Origin of the sequence: Halobellus inordinatus (genome assembly GCF_024464655.1) — an archaeon.
Lineage (GTDB): Archaea > Halobacteriota > Halobacteria > Halobacteriales > Haloferacaceae > Haloquadratum > Haloquadratum inordinatus.
Map to the genome: position 1 here is coordinate 13,237 of NZ_JANHAV010000002.1, position 17,835 is coordinate 31,071.

Genomic DNA, 17,835 nt, shown 5'->3' on the forward strand with positions numbered 1-17,835 from the left:
TTTGAACCAAGGGCTGTGAGGAGGTGTATGGACGTGCCCGACGGCGCGGTGTTGTTCGATATGGACGGGGTGTTGGTCGACTCCGAGACGTACTGGCACCGCTTCGAGGACGAGTGGGTCTTCGCGGCGGCCGTCGCGGACGGGTCGCCCGCCCACGAGGAGGTGACGGGGATGCCCTACGACGAGATCTACGACTACCTCGACGAGCGGTACGGGACAGTCGTGAGGAAAGACGAGTTCGTCGCGAAGTACGAGGAGCGCGCGGAGTCACTGTACGGCGAGCAGGTGGTGTTGACCGAGGGAATCCCAGAACTGTTCGACGCGCTACGAGCCACCGGTCGGGCGATCGCGATCGTCTCCTCCGCGCCGCGGGCGTGGATCAATATCGTCCGCGAGCGGTTCGACCTCGGCCCGCTCGATCTGGTGTTGAGCGCCGAGGAGATTGACGAGCACGGCAAGCCCGAACCGCACATCTACGAGCGCGCCGCCGAGCGGCTCGGCGTCGTCCCCAGCGAGTGTGTCGTCGTCGAGGACTCGGTCAACGGCATCGAGGCCGCCGTCCGCGCGGGTGCGTTCACCGTCGCGTTCCGAGCGGCGCACAACGCCGACCTAGATCTCTCGCGTGCCGACGTCGTCGTCGAGGGGACCGCGGAACTGCGCGACGTCCTGCTTGGTTGAGGGCGTCGATCGAGCCTGTTGGGTTGAGGGCGTCGATCGAGCCTGTTGGGTCGAGCGCGTCGTTCGCGTCCCTCGCGCCTATTCGATCTCGACGGTTCGACTCGCAGTGACGGGGTGAAGCGGCTCTCCGGGGAACGTCACCTCGACGGTGAAGTCGAGTTCGTCGGCGTTCGCGCCGAAGACGCCGACGGGGACCGCCAGCGAATCCGAGAGGTACGCCTCCTTCGTCGTCATCTCGACGTCGTTGACCGTCACGCGGATCCCGACCGCCGCGCCGCCGCCCGCGTTGCGGACGGTGACGTCGCACATCTCGTTCGCCCCGGGAGCAATGCTATCGGGGAAGGAGCCCCACGAGACGTCGATCGCGGGGAACGAGCGGGCGTTCTCGACGATGCGGTCTGCGACCCCGGCAGAGAGTCCCGCTCGCTGGAGTTCCTCGGCGCCGGCGCCGACGACGTCCGCCGGGCTGTGGAGGCCGCCCGTCGCGAGCGTCCGCGCGCGGTTCGGGCCGATCCCGTCGACCGCAGTGAGGCCGACGGCGTCCCGGGGGACGCCGTGTTCGACGCGGGCCTCGACGCGCCGCGCGAGGTTGGCCGCCCGCGGACCCGCGAACTCCGCGAGGAACTCCCGGAGCGCCGAGAGAAGCCGCAGCGCGTTCTGTCTGATGATCCACGCGTCAGAGCGCAGGTCGGCGGGCGTGCTGTTTTGCATCCCGGCGTGGAGAATCGCGAGCACCTTTCGGGGGCCGTCCTCCAGCCCAGTCGAGACGTCCGAGAGCACGGCGTCGACGGCGTCGGCCTCCGACTGGCGCGCGGAGACCGAGTGGAACTCCTCGGCACCGGCGACGGTCTCTAAGATGCCGTCCGCAGAGATCGTCTCGCGCTCACAGAGGTCGTGGAAGCGCTCTGCGGTCTCCAGTCGGAGGTAGTACTTCGAGGCGAGGCGACCGAGCGCGGTCCCGTTCACCGAGAGGTCTTCGCCCATCTGGACGAAGCCGCGGGCGACGAGCGATTCGAGCGTCTCGCGCACGCGCTCACGGAGGTTCTCGAAGTCGTACTGCTCGGGTTGCGACTGCGCCCGCCGATAGTAGAAGGTCGTCTCCAGCCACGAGATGACGTCGTCGAGGTCGCGGATGGTTCCCATCGCGATCTCGGCGTTGAGGTGCGAATCGAGGTCTTCGGCCAGCCGCGACTCGATCTCTTTGCCTTCTCGGAGGAGCTGCCGGTACTTGTCGGCGTCCGAGCGGTCGCAGACGACCCAGCCGTAGCCCACGTCGTCGTAGCCTGGGCGGCCCGCGCGGCCGAGCATCTGGAGGATGTCGAGCGGCGAGATGTCGACTTCGCCCTCCAGCGGGTCGTGGTACTTGGTGTCGCGGATGACGACACAGCGCGCGGGGAGGTTCACGCCCCACGCGAGCGTCGACGTCGAGAAGAGCAGTTGGATTTTGCCCTCCTTGAACCACTCCTCGACCCGGTCGCGGTCGCCCTTCGAGAGGCCGGCGTGGTGGAATCCGACGCCGTCCGGGGCGGCCTTCGCGAGCGCGTCGTCGTCTAACTCCTTCGCGTCGGTGTGGAAGTCGTAGTCGCCGCGCGCGCCCATCGGGACGTCGCGCTTCGCGATCTCGTCGCGCGATTTGCCCGCCGCGCGGACGGCGTCCTGCCGCGAGGAGACGAACACGAGCGCCTGGCCGTCGTCGCGGATGTGTTCCTCCGCGAGATCCAGCGCCGTGTAGAGGCGGCGGTACTTGTCCGCGAAGGCGTTGTCGCCGTGAGTGTACGTCCGCACGCCCGCGTGGAGGTCGACGGGGCGGTACTCGTCGCCGAACTCGAAGGTCGTCTCCGGCGGCGCATCCAGCCACGCCGCGACGTCCTCGATGTTCGGCATCGTCGCCGAGAGCGCGACGACCCGGGGGTCGCAGATCCGGCGGAGGCGCGAAACGGTCACTTCGAGGACGCCGCCGCGGGTGTCCGAATCCAGCAGATGCACCTCGTCGATGACACAGCAGTCGACGTCGGTGATGAACGAGTAGCGCGCGGAGTCGTGCTTTCGCGTCGCGGAGTCGGTCTTCTCCGGCGTCATCACGAGGATGTCGGCGCGCTCGGCACGGCGAGGGTTCAGGTCCCGTTCGCCGGTGACGACGTAGACCGAGTAGCCCAGTTCCTCGAAGCGTTCCCACTCCGACTCCTTCTCGTTGGTGAGCGCGCGCAGCGGCGCGATAAAGAGCGCCGTCCCGCCGTCGTCGAGGGTGCGACAGATGGCGAGTTCGGCGAGCGCGGTCTTCCCGCTCGCCGTCGGCGCGGCCGCGACGACGTTCTCGTCGCTGTCGAGGATGGCGGGCGCGGCCTCCCGCTGCATCCGGTTGAACTCGTCGAATCCGAAGGCGTCCGCGAACTCCGGGACGACGTCTGCGACCTTCACGCGCCGCACCTCCGAACGGGCGAGGCGGCGGCACCCGTCGGGACGCGGTGAGTCGAGGAGGAAATCCGAGCGAGACGAGTCATACGCGGTACGCGGACCTCCGGCGGCAAAGTCGTTTCTCCATCCGGGCGGGTCGCGGTGGTTCTCCATCCGGGCGAGATGCCGCCCCGCGTCTCGATTCAGCCCCGGGAACGGAACGGCAGCACCTGCCCCCAGACGTACTTGTCCAAGAGCCTGACCGTCATCGGTTCCTCGACCGTGAGACAGCAGGAGAGCCGCGGGTAGCCGAATCGGACCGCCGCGGCGTCGTGCCAGTGGGTCGGGTCCGGAGCCGGGTCGACCTCGACGGTGCAGGTCGCACACAGCCCCCGGCCGCCGCAGTTGGCGCGTTTCGAGACCGTGCCGTAGACGGGAAAGCCGCGGTCGAGCAGCGCCTCGCGGAGGTTCGCGCCGCGTTCGACCTCGATGGTCGTCGTGTCGTCACCGTCGACGACTGTCAGCGGCACGGTCTCGGTCTCGGGCATACAGGCTGGTTCGGCCGCGAGACACCTGACTCTGCTGGCGGACTCACAGAAGCAGAGGCGAGACCGGCTGGTGGATCGAGCGCGTCGAAACAACCCGCAGGCTTTTGCTCGGCGACACAAAGAAAGCGGTATGAGCGGCAGGCGGAAGCCCGACTGGCTGAAGATGCGTCCGCCGTCGGGGCGGCAGTTCACGGACATCAAGGACACCCTCCGGGACCGAGACCTCCACACGGTCTGTGAGGAGGCGAACTGCCCGAACCTCGGCGAGTGCTGGAGCGGCCGCAACGGGCCGGGGACGGCGACGTTTATGCTGATGGGCGATCGCTGCTCGCGCGGCTGTAACTTCTGCGACGTCGAGACCGGCGGGATGGACGCGCTCGATCCCGAGGAGCCGGCGAACGTCGCCGACGCCGTCGCCGAAATCGGGCTGGACTACGTCGTGCTCACCTCCGTCGACCGCGACGATCTGCCGGATCAGGGTGCGAGCCACTTCGCGCGGACGATCCGCGAGATCAAAGACCGCGATCCGGGCATCCTCGTCGAGGTTCTCATCCCCGACTTCCAGGGCGACCCCGACCTCGTTCGAGAGATCATCGAGGCTGGCCCGGACGTGATCGCGCACAACATCGAGACCGTCGAGCGACTCCAGTGGCCCGTTCGGGACCGCCGCGCCGGCTACGAGCAGTCGCTGGCGGTGCTCGAACAGGTCTCGAAGGAGTCCGACGTCTACACGAAGACGAGCATTATGCTCGGCCTCGGCGAGTACGACCACGAGATCTATCAGACGCTCTCGGACCTGCGGGAGGCGGACGTCGACGTCGTCACGCTCGGGCAGTACCTCCAGCCCTCGCGGTCGCATCTCGACGTCTTCGAGTACGTCCACCCCGACGCCTTCGAGACGTGGCGGCGCGTCGCCGAGGACGAACTCGACTTCCTGTACTGCGCGTCGGGCCCGATGGTCCGCTCGTCGTACAAGGCGGGCGAACTGTTCGTCGACGCCGTGTTGCGGGACGGCAAGAGCGTCGAGGCGGCCCGTCGGGAAGCCCGCGCCGCGGGCGGCTGACGGGGACGCGTCGAGCAGCACCGAACGGCGCCGATTCCCGTACTGCTTTGACCCCGGGCGAGTGAATCGAACGTATGCCCGGAATGGACGAGAAGACCGCAGAGCTGATTCTGTCGATACGGGAGGACGCCGAGCGGACGGCGTTGCTCGCCGAGCTCGCCGACGGCGGCGACACGGCGGAGGTCGGCGAGAGTGCCGACACCGAGTCGTTGCTCTCGGCGTTCGCCGACGAGGGAATCGTCGAGATAGAGGGCTCGACGTACGAACTCACGGACTTCGGCGAGCGCGTCTTCGAGTACGCCACGCGGGATTGGAACCCCTCGAACGAGGGGACGAAGCGCGCGGCGACGTTCGAGACGCTCTCGGACTGCGAGTGGCACTGTTCGGCGTGTGAACTTCCGAGTTCCCAGCCCGCGAAGGACATCCAGATGCTCCGCAAGGAGGGCTTCGAGTTCGTCCAGAACACCGGTCAGGGGCAGGGCGATTACCGACACTGCGAGACCTGCGAGAACACGACGTTTCACCGAAAGCTCAAGTACCCGTTCCCGACGCAGAAGTCGATCACGCGGCAGGATATGCCCGACTCGTTCAAGCGGCGCGTCCGCGACCTCTACGACCACCGCGACGCGTTCGACGGCTCCTCGCCGAGCACGACGCTGGAAGTCGACCACCGCGTCCCCGAGGTCCGGTGGGACGAATCCGAGAGCTTCGATTACGAGTCGATGAGCGACGAGGACGTCCGCGAGCACTTCCAGATCCTCTCGCGGAAGCACAACCTCCTCAAGAGCCGGAAGTGCGAGGCCTGCGTCGAGAGCGGCAAGCGCCCGACGTTCTTCGAGATCGACTACTACTACGAGGGCGGCGAGGAGTACGACGAGGACGTCGGCTGCGTCGGTTGTGGCTGGTACAACCCCCACGAGTGGCGGGCCGCGCTGCAGGAAGAACTGGACGGAGACGGCAGTGAGACACCGAGCTAGAGGCGCCCTCGCACGTGCGTCGCTGCGAAAAGAGTTATAATCGGCTGCGGCCCTACTGGCTCAACTGAGAAGGGCCGTGTCTGCACAGATCACAGACGGGACGCTGGAGCTGGTTCAGCGCGTGATCGAACTGAACTGCGACGGCGAACTAGTCGGGGCTGTGTCCGCCACGGACGTCGCACGGGCCTTAGAGGGGAGCGGTCTCTCCGAATCCGACGTCGAGCGGGCGCTGACGGAGTTAGTCCGTCAGGGCGAACTCGAAACGGTCGAAGGGGGCTATTGCCTCACCGAGACGTGATCGTCGTCGGGCGCGTCCGTCAGGCGCGAAGTGAGCGCGAGCGTCCGCAGCGCGCGCCCCGCGACTGTTAAATACGGTCGGAAACGAACACCGAGCGACCTCGAATGTCGGATCCCGATCCCGGTCAGTCGTCGATCACGGTGCTCGATCTGTTCTGCGGAGGCGGCGGTCTCTCTGAGGGCTTTCTGCAAGCGGGCTACGACGTCGTCGCCGGCGTCGACGCCAACGAAGACTTCCTCGCGACCTACGAAGCGAACCACGAGGACGCGCTCGCGATCCAGGCGGACCTCTCCGAAGTGGACCCCGAGTCGTTCTTCGAGACGCACCCGGTCAATCCGGACGCGATCGACGTGATCATCGGCGGGCCGCCGTGTAAGGGATTCAGCATCGCGGGCCACCGCGACCCCGACGACGAGCGCAACTACCTCGTCGGAAACTTCATCGACTTCGTCGAGTTCGTCCAGCCCGAGGCGTTCGTGATGGAGAACGTCCCCGGCATCAAGTCGATGGAGGGCGGCGACACCCTTCGCTCGATCCTGGAGGGGTTCGAGCGCGCGGGCTACGAGAAGCCGGCTTACGAGACGCTGAACGCCGCCGACTACGGCGTCCCCCAGAAGCGCCGCCGCGTGATCTTCCAGGGGCGGCGCGACGGATCGATTCCGACGTATCCAGAGCGGACGCACGGCCCCTCGAAGCAGGCGACGCTCACCGGCAGACAGCTCGAACCGTACCTGACCGTCGAGGACGCGCTCTTAGAGAAGGACGTCGCGGACCTGCCGAACCACGAGAAGACGAACCACTCCGCGGAGATGGTCGAGCGGATCGGAGACGTCGAACCGGGCGACAGCCTCTATGAGAGCTACGGCGACAGTTGGCGCCGACTGCGCCGCGACGAGCCCTCGATCACGATCAAAGAGAACCACAACGCCCCGTTCGTCCACCCCGAGGAGGACCGAGTCGGGACCGTCCGCGAGTGTGCGATCCTGCAGACGTTCCCCGACGACTACGTCTTCCAGGGGCCGAAGAGCACGCAGTTGAAAGTCGTCGGCAACGCCGTCCCGCCGAAACTGGCGAAGGCCGTCGCGGAGGCGCTCGCCGACGACCTCGAGGCGATGGGCGCCGCCGCTATCGCTGACGCAGAGTGAGGTGACTCTTACTCCTGCTCGCGCCGCAGGACGCTGTATCCTTCGAGCACCTTGCCGAGTCGGTACATCGAAGCGACGACGGCGTCACACGAGGGTCGCACCGCGTCTTTCGGGATGTAGCCGACCGAGAGACCGGCGACTTCGAGCATCGGGAGGTCGTTCGCGCCGTCGCCGACTGCGATGGTGCGCGAGAGCGGGACGTCGAGGTCGGCCGCGAGCGATTCGAGCGCGTCGTCCTTCGTCCCGGTGATGAGCGGTCCCTCGACGTCACCCGTGAGGCGGCCACCCTCCATCGGGAGGCGGTTGGCGACGATGGTGTCGACCTCGACGCCCTCGCGCTCTAAGGCGCGCTCGACGCCGCGCTCGAAGCCGCCGGTCAGGATCGCGACGTGGTGTCCGGCGTCGCGGAGGCGCTTGATGAGGGCCGCCGCGCCCGGTCGGAGGCGGACCTCGCCGAAGGCCTCCTCGGCGTCTTCCTCCGAGAGGCCGTCGAGAAGCGACGCGCGCTCTCTGAGGCTCTCCGCGTAGGAGAGTTCGTCGTTCATCGCACGCTCTGTGATGTCTGCCATCCGGTCGGCGACGTCCATCCGCTCGCCGAGCAGCACCGTCATCTCGGAGTCCGAGAGCGTTCCGTCGAAGTCGAAGGCCACGAGTCGCATACGTGGGGCGTCGGCGGCGGACGGTTTTAAATCACCTATCCGGCGAACCCTAGACAGTCGGTAACAGGCCACAGGTGGCCGTTTGCGCCGATGAAGAAACGTTTAACCACGAACCCGAGGTGGGTTAGGATATGAAGGTGCTTATTACGGATCCGATCGACGACGCGGGCCTCGAACGGCTTCGCGAATCGGGTCACGACGTAGAGACAGCCTACGATGTGGAAGGCCAAGCGCTGCTGGACGCGGTCGCGGACGCCAACGCGCTCGTCGTCCGCTCCGGGACCGAGGTGACCGAGGAAGTCTTCGACGCCGCACCGGACCTCGTCATCGTCGGCCGCGCCGGCATCGGCGTCGACAACATCGACATCGACGCCGCGACCGACCACGGCGTCATCGTCGCGAACGCCCCCGAGGGGAACGTCCGCGCGGCCGCAGAGCACACCGTCGCGATGTCGTTCGCCGCCGCGCGCTCGATCCCGCAGGCGCACGCACGGCTGAAAGCCGGCGAGTGGGCCAAGAGCGACTACCTCGGCACGGAACTCAACGGCAAGACGCTGGGCATCGTCGGCCTCGGCCGCGTCGGCCAGGAGGTCGCAAAGCGCCTCGACGGTCTCGGGATGAACCTCGTCGCCTACGACCCCTACATCAGCGAGGAGCGCGCCGACCGGCTCGGCGCCGAACTCGTCGAGTTCGAGGCGTGTTTAGAGCAGGCGGACTTCCTCACCGTCCACACGCCGCTGACGCCCGAGACGGAAGGGATGATCTCGACCGACGAACTCGAGCTGATGGGCGGCGGCTTCCTCGTCAACTGCGCCCGCGGCGGCGTCGTCGACGAAGAGGCGCTCGCTGAGGCCGTCGACGACGGCGTCCTCGACGGCGCCGCAGTCGACGTCTTCGCGAACGAGCCGATCTCGGAGGGGCACCCGCTCTTGTCCGTCGACGACGTCGTCGTCACGCCGCACCTCGGTGCGTCCACCGAGGCGGCACAGGAGAACGTCGCGACGTCGATCGCCGACCAGATCGACGCGGCGTTCGCGGGCGAGCCCGTGATGAACGCGCTGAACGCGCCGTCGGTCGACGAGAGCGTCTTCCCGCGCATCCAGCCGTACATCGGCCTCGCCGAGACGGCCGGCAAGATCGGCGCCCAACTGCTCGACGGTCGGATCTCCGAGGTCGAGGTCGCCTACGAGGGTGACATCGCCGAGGAGGACGTCGAACTCGTCACCGCATCGGGGCTGAAAGGCGTCTTCGAACCGCTGGAGTGGCAGGTCAACGCCGTCAACGCGCCGCAGATCGCCGAGGAGCGCGGCATCGACGTGACCGAGTCCAAGCGCCTCCAGTCGGACGACTTCCAGAGCCTCGTAACCGTCAGCGTCGGCAACGAGGACGAGACCCTCAGCGTCTCCGGGACGCTGTTCGCGGGCGACGACCCGCGCATCGTCCGGATCGACGGCTACCGCGTCGACGCGATCCCCCACGGGAAGATGCTCGTCGCACGCAACGCCGACAAGCCGGGCGTCATCGGCTTCATCGGCTCCGTGCTCGGCGAACACGACATCAACATTGCAGGGATGTTCAACGCCCGTCGCGACGACCGCGGCGGCGAGGCACTCACCGTTTACAACCTCGACGACCCGGTCCCCGACAAAGTCGTAGAGCGGATTCTCGCCGACGACCGGATGATCGCCGTCAAGTACCTCACGCTCAACGGCGAAGACGACGAAGGCGAAGACGAGTAATACTGCCGGACAGAAGTTCGTGAATGATGTTGGCACCCACGGGGTGCCGATGATTTTCACATCGTTCTGTCCGACAGTATAAGTCGCACCCGCTACAGCAGCGACGGATCCTCAGAGGCATTCCGCACCGCGGTGAGCCGACCGACGACGGCGTCGACGAGACGTCCGGGCCGCGTTTCGGCTCCAGCATCCTGTTCTGCGAGTTCTCTGTTCGCGGTTTCGAGCCGACGTTCGTAGTCGTCGATGGTGTACCCGTGCGCCAGTCTGCGGTGATCGAGATCGCACGCGAGTCGTTCGGCCTTCCGTTCGAGCCGCTCGTTTCGTTCGCGTAGCCGCTGGTTCGCCCGTTCGAGTTCGACGATACGATTCAGAAGGGCCGAGGCGTCGAGCGACTGGACCCCGCCGTCGGTCCGCGACCCCGGGTCGTCGGTCATCGAATCGTCCCCGTTCACCGGTGGCTCGGAAGATGCGGAGGACATACGTGTGAATTGGTGTCACACGACTAAGAAAACCCGTCAGACACAGGACAGACGGTCGTCGGCCGGTATAAGCGTCGAAAGAGACAGAGCGGCGAGCGCTCAGTTCGCGCCGATGAGGTCAAGAACCGCCTGCGTGTCGTTGGCGACGGGTTCGGGCTTGCCGCCGGCCTCGAACGCCGCGTCGGGGTCCTTCAGGAGGTGGCCGGTAGTGAGACAGACGACGTCCTCGTCTGCGTCGACGACACCCTTGTCGCGGAGTTTCTTGAGGCCAGCAACGGACGCTGCGGAGGCGGGTTCGACGCCGATCCCTTCGCGTGCGAGGTCGCGCTGGGCCTCGGTGATCGCGTCGTCGGAGACGGCGACGGCGGTGCCGCCCGTCTGGCGGATGCCGGGGAGCGCCTTGGGCGCGTTGACGGGGTTGCCGATTCGGATCGCCGTCGCGCGCGTCTCGACGTGGTCCCAGCGCTTGGTGTCTTCCCAGCCGTTCTCGATGGCCTCGACCATCGGCGCGGCGCCCTCGGCCTGTACGCCGGTGAGCATCGGGACCTCCGAGGGATCGAGCGCGCCGGACTGGACCAGTTCGCGGAAGGCCTTGTAGAGTGCGGAGGTGTTGCCCGCGTTCCCGACGGGCAGGACGATGCGGTCTGGGAAACGGCCGTAGTCGTCGCGGAACTCCTCTAAGATTTCGAGGCCGATCGTCTTCTGGCCCTCCAGTCGGAAGGGGTTCAGCGAGTTGAGGAGGTAGACCTCACCGAGTTTGGCGAGGTCCTGAACGATGTCGAGGCAGGCATCGAAGTTGCCGTCGACTTCGAGGATGCGCGCGTCGTGGAGCGCGGCCTGGGCGATCTTGCCGGCCGCGACCTTCCCCGATGGGAGGAGAACGAGCGTCTCCATCCCGCCACGAGCGCCGTACGCGGCGAGCGCGGCCGAGGTGTTCCCCGTCGAGGCACACGCGAGGCGGTCGACGCCGAGTTCCTTCGCGACGCGGACGCCGACGGTCATCCCGCGGTCTTTGAACGAGCCGGTCGGGTTCATCCCCTCGTGTTTGACGCGGAGCGTCTCGACGCCGATCTCCTCGCGGAGGCGAGGTGCCTCGTGCAGCGGCGTGTCGCCCTCGGGGAGGCTGACGCCCTCCTCGAACGGGAGCGCGGCGCGGTAGCGCCAGACGCCGCGGCCCTGGCCCTGGAAGTCCTCGAACGTCGGCGGATCGGCGTAGCGTACTTCCAGCAGGTTGCCGTCCTCGCCGGTGTAGCGGATCTCGTCGAACGGGGCGTACGTCTCGCCCGTCTCGATGTCAGCGAGCCAGACGCCGTCCTCGGCCACCTCGGGGGCGTCGGGCGTGGGTGCGGTGAGTTCGAGGCTCATTGTCGTATCCGTCGTATTCGGCCGTGAAAAGGAGGGTGGTTCGCGTGCGACGTCATCACGCCGCGTCCTCTCGTCCGTACTCGTCGATGCTCCGGTGGACGCGGTCGACCCACTCGTCGAGCGCGGCGTGGAGCATCTCTTTCGCCTGCGGGAGTTCGGTGGCCGTATACTGGTAGATGTAGCCGCCGGAGTCGAGGAGTCGCCGTTCACGCTCTGCGAGGCCCTTCTCCATCAGCGTCGTCAGCGAGCGGTTGACGTTGCTCCGGTCGCGGTCGAGGAGGTCTGCGAGTTCCGCGACGGTGCTCCCCGGACTGTCGAGCAGCGTGAGATACGTCCGGCTCTCGTGACGCTGGATCCCGAACACGCAGGCGAGCACCTGCTGGAACCCCGGCTCTTCGGTCTCCAGGAGGTCGCTCATCTCTGGTACGTCGCTCATACTCCTCAGTTCACCGCCGCCACGACTAAAGTCCCGCGTCGTCGGCAGTTCCGGTAGAGGGCGAGGGCAGGGTTCACTCGGTCCGTCCGTACCCCATATTCTCGATGCACGTGAGCATCGACTCCTCGTCGGGGTGCTTATGCAGCGTCGTCGGTGTATCGCAGTAGTACATCTCGCCGTCGTGCCGGAGCGAGAGTTCGTGCGTCCCGCCGAGCAGTTCCGCCTCGACGACGACGCGGCGGCCGTCCTGGAGCACGTCGAGAATCTCCCGGCCGGTTAGCTCGCCCGATTCGATGCGGAGTGGCGCTGGCATACACTCCCATTCGTCGCCAGGGATATGACTATTGTCGGTGCGAGAGGGGTCAGACGAGATCCCACAGAGAACGAGCGATTAATTGGTGGTCGAACGGGACCGATCCTCGGATTGGGGCGGTTCGACGCCTTCTGCGGCCTCGACCGTCTCGGTCTCCTTTTCGGTGTCGACGTGCCAGCGCGTCACCTCGTCGTCGAACTCGCCGAGGCGGTCGCTGACCTCCGCTTTCAGGTCGTCGTCGTTGACGTTCACCTCGAAGATGAACGAGACTTCGTCCTCGCCGCGCGTGGACTTCTGGATGTTGGCGCTGACGAGTTCGTTGTCGAAGTAGTAGGGGGCCAGTTGGGTCATCACCCGCTGATAGACCGTGTTCTCGACGCGCCGGAGCGCGCGACGGCCCGCCGAGTCGGCCGCGCGCGCGACGTAGCCGAGCGATTCGGACCACCGTTCGACGGCGCCGTCGCTGTCGCCCTCCTCGACGTGCTCGTAGGACTCCGACAGCCGCTCGCCCGCAGTCTGGAGGTCCTCGTCGGGCGCTTTCCCGGCTTTCTCCCCCTCGCCTTCGGCGACGCTCGCCTGGGCGGCGGTCTTCTTGCTGACGTCCTCGCCGAGTCGTTCGTGGGACTTCGGTCGCCACTCGTCCCACTCCTCGAAGGCCTCGCCGTCGACACCGGCGTCGCGCAGGGCACGCGTGATGCGCTCGCCGTGTTCGACGACGTCGCCCCAGGTCCCCCGAACTTTGAATCCGGAGACACTCTCTTCCATCGTCTCGGACGAGGTAGGAACGGCTAAGTATAAAACTCTACTCCGCGACGTGCGGGCGTTCGACAGGGGAGAACAGCTACCTATTCGCTCGCGAGTGCCCGGTCTGATCGGGCAAATCACCAGGCAGCAGCGGCGTGTGGGTGCTACTGCGGCGGGGCTTCGTCAGTCTCGCGGACGATCGGTGCGACTCAGCGCTCGCCGTGGACGAACCGCGTGGCCGCCTCGTCGAGGCGACGCACGAGACTGCCGAGCCACGCCCCCGGGGAGACGCGTCGGAGCGCGTCGTCGTCGACTTCGATACGGTCGCCATCAAACGGACCGTCGTGATCGGAGTCCGTCGCGTCGACGACGGTGGACATCGAACAGCGGCCGCAGGATTCAGCACTGTCGTTCGTGCGCATCGGTACTCTATCGAAGGCGCGGAACAGACATAAAAATCGGGGACGATCGGACGGGTCCCGAGCGGCTTTTGTGTCTGTGTGTGAAGCGTACCCGTATGGGATACCACGTGGTCGACGCCGAGACGGTCTCGCCCGCCGACGGGCGGCCGTGTGAACTGCGGCGACTGGGCGGCGCAGCCGGGCTCTCGAACGTCGCGGTCAATCGCTTCCGCGCCGAACCGGGCGAGCAACTGCCGCTGAAGTACCACTATCACGAGGAACAGGAGGAGGCGTTCTACGTCCTCTCGGGAACGATGCACGTGGAGACGCCCGAGGAGACGTTCGTGGTCGACACCGACGAGCTGTTCGCCGTCGACCCCGAGAGCCCCCAGCGCGCGTACAATCCGGCGGACGCCGACACCGACCTCGTCGTCCTGGCGGTCGGTGCACCAGCCGTAGACGGCGACGCCGTCGCGTACGACCCCGCAGCGTCGGACGCGGAGTGATGTCCGAGGACTCCGCGGAAGCGTTCGATCCGGCCGAGGCCGCCGAGGCGGCGGGAATCGACCGCGACGAGATCCCGGTGTGGGACGACGAGTACCTCGATCGGGTCTCGGATCGGCTGATGTTCAACTACGACCTCTCGAAGGACGAGAGCGTCCGCGGCGAGCGGTTCCCGCTGTTCGCGGAGATGCGGATGAAGAGCCAGAAGCACTTCTTCCACCCCTCGCTGGAGTACGCGAACCACCAGCATCGCGAGTTCGTGTTCGCGCGTCGTCTCGACCGCCCGACGGTGGCAGAACTGGAGCGGCTCGTCGAGTTGGGCCACGAGCTCGCCGACGACGAGGCGTGGGTCGAGCCCGACGAGGAGCACTTCGGGACCGACTTCACGTTCGTCCTCGTCGCCGAGGAGCTTCCGCCGGACGTGGCCGAGTTCGTCGCGTCGTTCAAAGACCGGACGCTGCTGAAGTTCGGGTACTACGGTCACTACGAGATCGGCCTCGCGGTCGTCGTCCCCGAGCGCGAGGAGATCGTACAGAGCGAGAGCGCGGCGGCCGCCGAGGCGTTCGCGCTCTGGCGTGACGTCCCGCCGGCGGACGAAGGGACGATTCTCGACCGACTGCGCGACGCGGTGGCCAAGCGGCTCGATCCAGGGCAGTAGGACGGGGAGACTGGGAGAGCGGTGAGTAGACACCGGGTGGATGGATCGAGAGCGCAGAGCGAGAAGGAAACAGAGAGTAGACCGAGAAAAAGAATCCGCCGCGTGTGCGGTTAGTCGTCGCTCGGCGAGAAGCCGCCGGATTCCTCGCCGTCGCGAATCGCACTGATGTTCGAGTAGCCCATCCGGACCAGCGCGAGTCCGAGATACACCAACACGAGCGCGAGGACGATCTGTGCCACCGCCGACAGCATCTGGACGAGCGACGCGCCCGCCATCCACGTCGGATCGAGGAACTTCGCGTAGAGGTTGCTGTAGAAGGCGAGCCAGAGCAGCCCGGAGACGGTGATGACGACCATCACGGCCATCGGGCCGCCGGTGCTGATGAGCTGTTTCGAGTCGTCCCAGTTCGCCAGCCACACCGTCGCCGTCAGCAGTGCGAGCGCCGCCAGCAACTGGTTGGCACCGCCGAAGAGCTGCCACAGCGTCGCCCACGAGCCGCTGGCGATGAGGATGTACGCCGGGATGGTCTGGAGCGCCGCGTTGCCGTAGCGGTCTGCGGCGAACGACTGCACCGAGGATTCGGGCGTGCCGATGATCTCCTCCATCATATAACGGCCGAGGCGAACGGCCGTGTCAGTCGACGTGAGGAGGAAGCTCACGAGCACGAGTGCCATAAAGGGTCCACCGAAGGAGGTCGGGATTCCGAAGCTCGTGAGCAGGATGCCGCCGCCGGTCGCGAAGGTCGGGAGCGCGAGTCCGATCCCGCCGCCGACGTCGGGCGCGACGAGCGCGACGGTGATGAGCGCGACCGTCGCGAGCAGTCCCTCACCGAGCATCCCGCCGTAGCCGATCGGACGAGCGTCGCTCTCGCGGTTCAGCTGTTTCGCGGTCGTCCCCGAGGAGACCAGCGAGTGGAAGCCGCTGATCGTCCCGCAGGCGATCGTGATGAACAGGAGCGGGAAGAGCGGGGCGCCGTTGCGGCCGATGAAGCCGTAGAACGGTTCGAGGTTGGTGACGAGCGGTTGGCTCGACGTACCGAGGATCGTGCCGACGATGACGGCGAGAAGCGCGCCGCCGACGCCGGTGTACAGGAGGAACGAGGAGAGGTAGTCACGCGGTTGCAGCAGCACCCACACGGGGAGTGCGCTCGCGACCGCACCGTAGACCAAGATGATCGGGATCCACGCCGCCGTGTTCGCGCCGAAGGCGCCCGCCGCCGGGAGCCACGACATCTGCGAACTGAGCAGCACGATCGTTCCCGCCGGGTATTCACCCGGGACGAGCGCGAGCGGGTACTGGATACCGACCCAGACGCCGGCGAACATCAGCGCGACGAACAGGCCGGTCCCCGCCAGGAACGGCAGGTCGAACTGGTAGAGCCACGCGCCGAGCAGGATCGCCAGCCCGATGTAAATGAGGCTGGCCGTCGCCGCCTGCGGGTAGGCGTTGAACACGATGGCGACGACGAGCGCGAACACGGCCACGACGAGGATGATCGTCAGGAACGCGAACCACAGCAGCATATTCTTGCCGCGTTCGCCGACGTACTCACCGATGATGTAGCCGATCGACTTCCCGTCGTGGCGGAGACTCGCCGAGAGCGACGAGAAGTCGTGGACGCTCCCCATCAGGGGATTCCCGATGGCGATCCACGCGAGCGCCGGGACCCAGCCCCACAGGACGCCGGCCGTGATCGGGCCGACGATCGGGGCACCCCCCGCGATGCTCGAGTAGTGGTGTCCTAAGAGAACTGGCTTCTTCGCTGGCACGTACTCCTGACCGTCTTCGTACTTGTGCGCGGGCGTCTCGCGGCTGTCATCGAGGTCTACGAACTGGGCGAGGTACTTCGAGTACCCCAAATACCCAACCGAGAACAGTGCGAGAATCCCCACGACGAGCCAAATTACCTGGACCATATTGTGGTAACTCCACACGGCACCATGGGTAGATAGCGTATAATCTTAACGATCGTTAACCTGATATGCGGGAGACACGACGCTGAACCACGTTAGCTGAGGGGTTCTGTAGTATCGAAACCGATAGCGGTCGGGTCGACAGCGGTCGTCCCGATCCGGGGCTCATACTGTCGGACAGGAGTTCGTGACTCATTTTGGAACCCACGGGACGGCAATACCCTTCACATCGTGGTGTCCGACAGTATCAGTCCGCCGACGCCGACGGCCGATCGACGTCGATGTCGAGTTCGGCGGCCACCGTGTCCAGAAGGCTGCCTTTCACCTCGGAGACGCGTGTCTCGATCTCGGCTACGACCGGCGGACCGAACGAGTTGTGGAGTTCTTCGAGGTGCTCGCGCTCGGTCGCGACGCGGTCGCGGAGGAACCGCGCACCGCGGCCCTCCTCGTCAGAATCCGGTTCGGGCGTGAGTCGGTTCACGGCCAGTCCGCGGACGTCGAGGCCGTAGGAGTCGAGTTCGTCGATCGCGCGGCGCGTCTCCCGGAGCGAGAGTTCGTCGGGGTTGACGACGAGGACGAACGCCGAATCGTTCCGTAGTTTCCTGCCGGCGAACTCGAAGCGTTCCTTTCGGGTCCGGAGCCGGTCGAGGATCGGGTCGCCATCCATCATCCGTCGGGGCTCGGTGTTCCCGACGGCCGCCCGCTCGTAGAGGTCGATCGCCTGCTCGCGCTTGTGAGCCAGGCGGTCGATCCAGCCTTCGAGCATCTCGGGGAGCGAGAGCAGTCGCAGCGTGCCGCCGGTCGGAGAGGTGTCGAAGACGATCCGATCGTACTCGTCGGCCTCCCGCATCACCTGGATGAAGCGATCCATCAGCGCGGCCTCGTACGCGCCCGGTGTCTGGTGGGCCATCTCGATCTGGCGATCGATCTCGTTGACCATCGCGGCGCTCACCTGATCGCTCATCGCGCGCTTTGTCTCCATCAGGTGGCGCTCGGTCTCGGCTTCCGGATCGATCTCCATCGCGTCGAGGCCGTCGACGCCGTCGACGGCGGTCGGACTGTCGTCGAACTGCTGGTCGAAGACGTCGGAGGTGCTGTGTGCCGGGTCAGTCGACACGATCAGCGTGCGGAGATCCGAGCGCGCGGAGGCGAGCGCGTACGCCGAGGAGACGGTGGTCTTGCCGACGCCGCCCTTCCCGCCGAAGAATACGTGCTTACGCATCGTCAGAAGTGGTACTGCTGGCCCTTTCGTTCGAGGAGCGAGCCGCGATCCCACATCCGGCGCTCCCAGGATTCGAACTCGTCTTCGAGGTACGGAAGCAACTCCGCAGTGTAGTACGACACTGGCGAGGGAATCCCGAAGGCCTCCGGGAAGCACGCGAGCATAAAGGTGTCTTCGAGGTCCTCTGCTTCTTTCTCGATTTTCTCGTAGGCAGGGTGGGTGATCATTCCGTGATAGAGACCGCGGAGCCACTCCGAAAGGTGCGCTCGGAACCGTTCGATCCGGTCGACCAGCGACAT

General features: G+C 66.4%; 20 protein-coding genes. 8 read left to right on the top strand and 12 right to left on the bottom strand.

The window, feature by feature from the left end; translation table 11 throughout:
* Positions 1 to 27 precede the first annotated feature (27 nt).
* Positions 28 to 678 (top strand): HAD family hydrolase, encoded by a 651-nt coding sequence (locus NO347_RS04310; RefSeq protein ID WP_256288434.1) that lies wholly within the window; start codon positions 28 to 30, stop codon positions 676 to 678.
* A 78-nt stretch (positions 679 to 756) separates the two neighbouring features.
* On the opposite strand, the gene NO347_RS04315 is transcribed toward NO347_RS04310, so the two are convergent.
* Both NO347_RS04315 and NO347_RS04320 read right to left on the bottom strand, forming a co-directional pair.
* A complete protein-coding gene (locus tag NO347_RS04315; protein WP_256288435.1) occupies positions 757 to 3,096 on the bottom strand; it encodes a DEAD/DEAH box helicase in 2,340 nt (779 codons plus the stop codon).
* 179 nt (positions 3,097 to 3,275) lie between these two features.
* On the bottom strand, positions 3,276 to 3,620 hold the full coding sequence (locus NO347_RS04320; protein ID WP_256288436.1) for a 2Fe-2S iron-sulfur cluster-binding protein: 345 nt from the start codon (positions 3,618 to 3,620) through the stop codon (positions 3,276 to 3,278).
* Between NO347_RS04320 and lipA the strand changes: the two genes are divergently transcribed.
* From lipA to NO347_RS04340, 4 genes are all read left to right on the top strand, one after another.
* Positions 3,562 to 4,683, top strand: a complete 1,122-nt coding sequence (gene lipA, locus NO347_RS04325) for a lipoyl synthase (RefSeq protein ID WP_256288437.1) — start codon at positions 3,562 to 3,564, stop codon at positions 4,681 to 4,683. The two genes, NO347_RS04320 and lipA, sit on opposite strands and share 59 nt — an antisense overlap.
* A gap of 74 nt (positions 4,684 to 4,757) precedes the next feature.
* Positions 4,758 to 5,660 carry a hypothetical protein gene (locus NO347_RS04330; RefSeq protein ID WP_256288438.1) on the top strand — a complete coding sequence of 301 codons (903 nt, stop codon included), beginning with the start codon at positions 4,758 to 4,760 and terminating at the stop codon, positions 5,658 to 5,660.
* A gap of 76 nt (positions 5,661 to 5,736) precedes the next feature.
* Positions 5,737 to 5,958: a hypothetical protein gene (locus NO347_RS04335; protein ID WP_256288439.1), complete on the top strand. Its 222-nt coding sequence runs from the start codon at positions 5,737 to 5,739 to the stop codon at positions 5,956 to 5,958.
* A 104-nt stretch (positions 5,959 to 6,062) separates the two neighbouring features.
* Positions 6,063 to 7,103, top strand: coding sequence for a DNA cytosine methyltransferase (locus tag NO347_RS04340; protein ID WP_256288440.1), 1,041 nt, complete (start codon positions 6,063 to 6,065; stop codon positions 7,101 to 7,103).
* A gap of 8 nt (positions 7,104 to 7,111) precedes the next feature.
* Here NO347_RS04340 and serB read toward each other — a convergent pair whose 3' ends face one another.
* Complete coding sequence (serB, locus tag NO347_RS04345) at positions 7,112 to 7,762, bottom strand: phosphoserine phosphatase SerB (protein WP_256288441.1); 651 nt, start codon at positions 7,760 to 7,762, stop codon at positions 7,112 to 7,114.
* 131 nt (positions 7,763 to 7,893) lie between these two features.
* On the opposite strand from serB, the gene serA reads away from it, so the two are divergent.
* Positions 7,894 to 9,501, top strand: a complete 1,608-nt coding sequence (gene serA, locus NO347_RS04350; RefSeq protein WP_256288442.1) for a phosphoglycerate dehydrogenase — start codon at positions 7,894 to 7,896, stop codon at positions 9,499 to 9,501.
* Positions 9,502 to 9,593: 92 nt separating this feature from the next.
* Here serA and NO347_RS04355 read toward each other — a convergent pair whose 3' ends face one another.
* The 6 genes from NO347_RS04355 to NO347_RS04380 all read right to left on the bottom strand — a co-directional run bounded on the left by NO347_RS04355 (position 9,594) and on the right by NO347_RS04380 (position 13,260).
* Positions 9,594 to 9,980 (bottom strand): hypothetical protein, encoded by a 387-nt coding sequence (locus NO347_RS04355; protein WP_256288443.1) that lies wholly within the window; start codon positions 9,978 to 9,980, stop codon positions 9,594 to 9,596.
* Between the two features lie 99 nt (positions 9,981 to 10,079).
* Positions 10,080 to 11,345, bottom strand: coding sequence for a threonine synthase (gene thrC, locus NO347_RS04360; protein ID WP_256288444.1), 1,266 nt, complete (start codon positions 11,343 to 11,345; stop codon positions 10,080 to 10,082).
* A 55-nt stretch (positions 11,346 to 11,400) separates the two neighbouring features.
* The gene (locus NO347_RS04365) at positions 11,401 to 11,781 is read right to left on the bottom strand and encodes a helix-turn-helix domain-containing protein (protein ID WP_121570762.1); all 381 of its coding nucleotides are present in this window, start codon (positions 11,779 to 11,781) and stop codon (positions 11,401 to 11,403) included.
* A 73-nt stretch (positions 11,782 to 11,854) separates the two neighbouring features.
* Positions 11,855 to 12,094: a DUF8001 family protein gene (locus NO347_RS04370; protein ID WP_121570763.1), complete on the bottom strand. Its 240-nt coding sequence runs from the start codon at positions 12,092 to 12,094 to the stop codon at positions 11,855 to 11,857.
* A 78-nt stretch (positions 12,095 to 12,172) separates the two neighbouring features.
* Complete coding sequence (locus tag NO347_RS04375; RefSeq protein ID WP_256288445.1) at positions 12,173 to 12,859, bottom strand: DUF5828 family protein; 687 nt, start codon at positions 12,857 to 12,859, stop codon at positions 12,173 to 12,175.
* Positions 12,860 to 13,047: 188 nt separating this feature from the next.
* Positions 13,048 to 13,260 (bottom strand): DUF8007 family protein, encoded by a 213-nt coding sequence (locus NO347_RS04380; RefSeq protein WP_256288446.1) that lies wholly within the window; start codon positions 13,258 to 13,260, stop codon positions 13,048 to 13,050.
* A 95-nt stretch (positions 13,261 to 13,355) separates the two neighbouring features.
* Between NO347_RS04380 and NO347_RS04385 the strand changes: the two genes are divergently transcribed.
* Both NO347_RS04385 and NO347_RS04390 read left to right on the top strand, forming a co-directional pair.
* Entirely contained in the window at positions 13,356 to 13,745 is a 390-nt protein-coding gene (locus NO347_RS04385) for a cupin domain-containing protein (protein ID WP_256288447.1), read from the top strand.
* Positions 13,745 to 14,401, top strand: coding sequence for a DUF8052 family protein (locus NO347_RS04390; protein WP_256288448.1), 657 nt, complete (start codon positions 13,745 to 13,747; stop codon positions 14,399 to 14,401). The genes NO347_RS04385 and NO347_RS04390 overlap by 1 nt, the downstream gene beginning before the upstream one ends.
* Positions 14,402 to 14,511: 110 nt before the next feature.
* Here the strand turns inward: NO347_RS04390 and NO347_RS04395 are convergent, their stop codons facing one another.
* The 3 genes from NO347_RS04395 to NO347_RS04405 form a co-directional block, all read right to left on the bottom strand.
* Positions 14,512 to 16,317 carry a carbon starvation CstA family protein gene (locus NO347_RS04395; RefSeq protein ID WP_256288449.1) on the bottom strand — a complete coding sequence of 602 codons (1,806 nt, stop codon included), beginning with the start codon at positions 16,315 to 16,317 and terminating at the stop codon, positions 14,512 to 14,514.
* A gap of 244 nt (positions 16,318 to 16,561) precedes the next feature.
* Entirely contained in the window at positions 16,562 to 17,536 is a 975-nt protein-coding gene (locus NO347_RS04400; protein ID WP_256288450.1) for an ArsA family ATPase, read from the bottom strand.
* 2 nt (positions 17,537 to 17,538) lie between these two features.
* Positions 17,539 to 17,835 carry a DUF7990 family protein gene (locus NO347_RS04405; protein WP_121570770.1) on the bottom strand — a complete coding sequence of 99 codons (297 nt, stop codon included), beginning with the start codon at positions 17,833 to 17,835 and terminating at the stop codon, positions 17,539 to 17,541.

What these genes read in the sequence shown, in the direction of transcription:
- NO347_RS04310 (WP_256288434.1), top strand. Translation starts at nt 28, where the DNA reads ATGGACGTGCCCGACGGCGCGGTGTTGTTCGATATGGACGGGGTGTTG.
- lipA (WP_256288437.1), top strand. Translation starts at nt 3,562, where the DNA reads ATGGTCGTCGTGTCGTCACCGTCGACGACTGTCAGCGGCACGGTCTCG.
- NO347_RS04320 (WP_256288436.1), bottom strand. Translation starts at nt 3,620, where the DNA reads ATGCCCGAGACCGAGACCGTGCCGCTGACAGTCGTCGACGGTGACGAC.
- NO347_RS04330 (WP_256288438.1), top strand. Translation starts at nt 4,758, where the DNA reads ATGCCCGGAATGGACGAGAAGACCGCAGAGCTGATTCTGTCGATACGG.
- NO347_RS04340 (WP_256288440.1), top strand. Translation starts at nt 6,063, where the DNA reads ATGTCGGATCCCGATCCCGGTCAGTCGTCGATCACGGTGCTCGATCTG.
- serB (WP_256288441.1), bottom strand. Translation starts at nt 7,762, where the DNA reads ATGCGACTCGTGGCCTTCGACTTCGACGGAACGCTCTCGGACTCCGAG.
- serA (WP_256288442.1), top strand. Translation starts at nt 7,894, where the DNA reads ATGAAGGTGCTTATTACGGATCCGATCGACGACGCGGGCCTCGAACGG.
- NO347_RS04355 (WP_256288443.1), bottom strand. Translation starts at nt 9,980, where the DNA reads ATGTCCTCCGCATCTTCCGAGCCACCGGTGAACGGGGACGATTCGATG.
- thrC (WP_256288444.1), bottom strand. Translation starts at nt 11,345, where the DNA reads ATGAGCCTCGAACTCACCGCACCCACGCCCGACGCCCCCGAGGTGGCC.
- NO347_RS04365 (WP_121570762.1), bottom strand. Translation starts at nt 11,781, where the DNA reads ATGAGCGACGTACCAGAGATGAGCGACCTCCTGGAGACCGAAGAGCCG.
- NO347_RS04370 (WP_121570763.1), bottom strand. Translation starts at nt 12,094, where the DNA reads ATGCCAGCGCCACTCCGCATCGAATCGGGCGAGCTAACCGGCCGGGAG.
- NO347_RS04375 (WP_256288445.1), bottom strand. Translation starts at nt 12,859, where the DNA reads ATGGAAGAGAGTGTCTCCGGATTCAAAGTTCGGGGGACCTGGGGCGAC.
- NO347_RS04380 (WP_256288446.1), bottom strand. Translation starts at nt 13,260, where the DNA reads ATGCGCACGAACGACAGTGCTGAATCCTGCGGCCGCTGTTCGATGTCC.
- NO347_RS04385 (WP_256288447.1), top strand. Translation starts at nt 13,356, where the DNA reads ATGGGATACCACGTGGTCGACGCCGAGACGGTCTCGCCCGCCGACGGG.
- NO347_RS04390 (WP_256288448.1), top strand. Translation starts at nt 13,745, where the DNA reads ATGTCCGAGGACTCCGCGGAAGCGTTCGATCCGGCCGAGGCCGCCGAG.
- NO347_RS04395 (WP_256288449.1), bottom strand. Translation starts at nt 16,317, where the DNA reads ATGGTCCAGGTAATTTGGCTCGTCGTGGGGATTCTCGCACTGTTCTCG.
- NO347_RS04400 (WP_256288450.1), bottom strand. Translation starts at nt 17,536, where the DNA reads ATGCGTAAGCACGTATTCTTCGGCGGGAAGGGCGGCGTCGGCAAGACC.
- NO347_RS04405 (WP_121570770.1), bottom strand. Translation starts at nt 17,835, where the DNA reads ATGTCGCTGGTCGACCGGATCGAACGGTTCCGAGCGCACCTTTCGGAG.